Origin of the sequence: Microcystis sp. M165S2 (assembly GCF_020245885.1) — a bacterium.
In the GTDB taxonomy this organism is placed as follows: Bacteria; Cyanobacteriota; Cyanobacteriia; order Cyanobacteriales; family Microcystaceae; genus Microcystis.
The window spans coordinates 1-2,756 of sequence record NZ_JADBTZ010000387.1 but is presented as its reverse complement, the minus strand read 5'-3'; the positions used below and the strand labels follow the sequence as shown (position 1 = coordinate 2,756).

Genomic DNA, 2,756 nt, shown 5'->3' with positions numbered 1-2,756 from the left:
TCTAAAAACCTTATCCAACAAGGTTTTTAGACTTTTTTTCCCTCAAAAAGTGCCGACCCTTGGAGTGATTGGGGGGAAAATTCCGGGACTTTTTCCCTGAAAATTAGGTAATTGACCACCTGAAAATGGGTAAAACCCCAACCCCCAACCCCCAACCCCCAACCCCCAACCCCCAACCCCCACTTCCCCAACTCCTTTAATCTTTCCTACGATTCTGGGTATCTCTAAAGATAGATAAACAGCCAAGGGATATCTATGTCACTAGAAAAAGGATTAAAATGTCTGCAGCTAAAGGATTACGCAAGGGCTGTAGAATTACTGGAAGAATATTGCCAACAGTCAGCTAATTTTTATTCTCCCTTATATATTCAAGCTAAAATGGCTCTTGCTCGGGCCTATCGCGGCAATAATCAACGGCAACAAGCGATCGCCTTAGCTCTGGAATTAGAAAATCATCTTGATCAGGAAGTTAGTCAGTGGGCCAAACGATTACTGAAAATCTTTAGTGCTGAACAAAAAACCATCGGTATTGCCACTAATGGGGTCAAATTTCGATCGCTGCCCAAGGCAGCACGAGCAGCACGGGTAAGTGTCCGGTTATCCCGGACTATCCCCGAAAATAGACTTATTTTTGCTAAACTATTGACAATTACGGCTTTTTATGCTATCATCTCTGGTCTTTTTTTTGTAATTACCCTTTTTCTCCTCATCCCTGCGGGGAAGGGTGTAATTATTGCCTTGCTCTTGACCGGTTTCTTAGGCGGACTCATCCTTTTTATCGCCCCGAATCTAATTGATTGGACACAAAAACGTCTTTATCGAGTGCGTTGGGTGTCCTTAGCGGAAATTAAACGGTATAGCCCAGAATCGGCGGCGGTAATTGGGCGTGTATGCCGAGAAAAAGGGTTAAAACCGCCAAAACTAGGCATTATCGAAGACGGACAGCCCCTCGCTTTTACCTATGGCTCTCGACGGGGTAATGCTCGCTTAGTAGTTAGCAGAGGTTTATTTACCTATCTCGACGATGAGGAAGTAGCGACGGTATATGCTCATGAATTAGGGCATATTTGGCAGGGAGACTTTGCCCTGATGACTATCTGTGCTAGTTTCGACCATTTAAGCTGTTATATCGATTCTTTTGCCCAAAATCAAGGTAATAATTTTAAAGACACAGTTTTTCTAGCCCTTCTCTCATCAATTATCACCATTTTTAGGCCAATTATTGTTTTTTGCTGTCTTTATCTGTCTCGTACTAGAGAATACTTCGCCGATCATTTTGCTGCCCAAGTTACTGGTAATCCCAATGCTTTGGCCCGCGCTTTAGTAAAAATTGCCTTTGGTTTAGTCCAAGAAACTGCCCAGTTTAGTCCCCTGTCATTGAGCACAAATGTATTAAATATTGCCCTGGAGCAGGATGCGATCATTGCAGGTAACGTTTATGGTATCGCATTGGAGTCTCGCCGGATCGGACAGAGTTTTCTCTGGGATATATATAACCCTTGGGCAAAATGGTTAGAGTTGCAATCTAATCATCCCCTGACTGGTAAAAGGATTCGCGCTTTAGCTAACTATGCCCGACAGATGGATCTAGATATAGAATTTAGTCTGGGGGGAGTATTACGCCAAGAAATGGAATTAGATTCCAAGAAACTCTATCAAAACTTTTTTCTACGACTGTGTTTATATTATGCTTCGGGACTAGGCTTTATTATTGGGGTTGTCATAGCTGGTTTTCTTTGGCTGAAATTTAGCTCTTGGGGTGGATTGGACCTAATTTTAGTCGGTGGGGGTTTGGGTATAATTATCAATCAATTAGCCAGTTATCCTCCTCTCAAAAATGCTAGTTTCAGCGATATTTTTTCTTTAACTGATAATCCTTACAGTCATCTCCTCTCAGCTATCCCCGTCCGACTCCGCGGTGAGTTAATTGCTCAAGGAAAGAATTTCTTTCTTAAAGATAGCACCGGCATAATTCCCCTCGCTCCTAACTATCGTTTTGGTTTTTGGCATAAAATCAGGACTACTAACTCCCCCATGGCAGCAATAAATAATACATCTGTACAAGTTCTCGGTTGGTTTCGTCGCGATTTATCTCCTCGTCTGGAATGGAGTCAAATAACTCACTCTGGCGGAAATATTCGGGTTTATCCCCGTTTTTGGTCTTTGGTTAGCGGTTTTGGCTTGTTAGTCTCCGGTTTAATTATCGCAGTCACATTTTAAGCATCGCAAAAAACTGCCACTTCATCCCTTTTCTAGCTTTAGGTACTTGCTTGGATAGTAGCCAATTTTTGAGCGGCAATCCCTAAAATACTCAAGTCTCAGACCATGAAAACCCTTCATAATTAAGATAGTCGCCAGATAAGTCTAGAAGTATAGCAAAATGTCTAACGAAACTGTCACCTATTCCCTAGAAGCTGTCTTGACCAGGATTGAAAGTAAAATCGACAAAATCGATGAACGTCTCACAAAATTAGAAATCGGACAGGCCGAACTCAAGGCCGAGTTAAAAGGAGATATTAAAGTATTAGATGAGAAAATCGAGGGATTAACGGTACGGGTTGGTTATCAGGAATTTACCAACCGGGGGATTCTGATAGCTTTGGTGGTTGCTGTCTTGGGAGGTGCTGCTAAACTTTTCGGTTTTTTCCCCAATCCCTAGAACTGGCCCCTAGAAACGGTTACTTCCCTTATGACCATAATAAATGGCTATCAAAAACCCGAAAATCTATAGGAGTCTAGCAAATGTCTAACGAAAC

At 42.3% G+C, this 2,756-nt stretch carries 2 protein-coding genes; both read left to right on the top strand.

Going from position 1 to position 2,756, the window contains the following annotated elements; translation table 11 throughout:
* Positions 1-255 precede the first annotated feature (255 nt).
* Positions 256-2,220, top strand: coding sequence for a M48 family metalloprotease (locus tag IM479_RS19190; RefSeq protein ID WP_287686199.1), 1,965 nt, complete (start codon positions 256-258; stop codon positions 2,218-2,220).
* A gap of 160 nt (positions 2,221-2,380) precedes the next feature.
* On the top strand, positions 2,381-2,659 hold the full coding sequence (locus tag IM479_RS19185) for a DUF4164 domain-containing protein (RefSeq protein WP_287686198.1): 279 nt from the start codon (positions 2,381-2,383) through the stop codon (positions 2,657-2,659).
* Positions 2,660-2,756: the final 97 nt, after the last annotated feature.

What these genes read in the sequence shown, in the direction of transcription:
- IM479_RS19190 (WP_287686199.1), top strand. Translation starts at nt 256, where the DNA reads ATGTCACTAGAAAAAGGATTAAAATGTCTGCAGCTAAAGGATTACGCA.
- IM479_RS19185 (WP_287686198.1), top strand. Translation starts at nt 2,381, where the DNA reads ATGTCTAACGAAACTGTCACCTATTCCCTAGAAGCTGTCTTGACCAGG.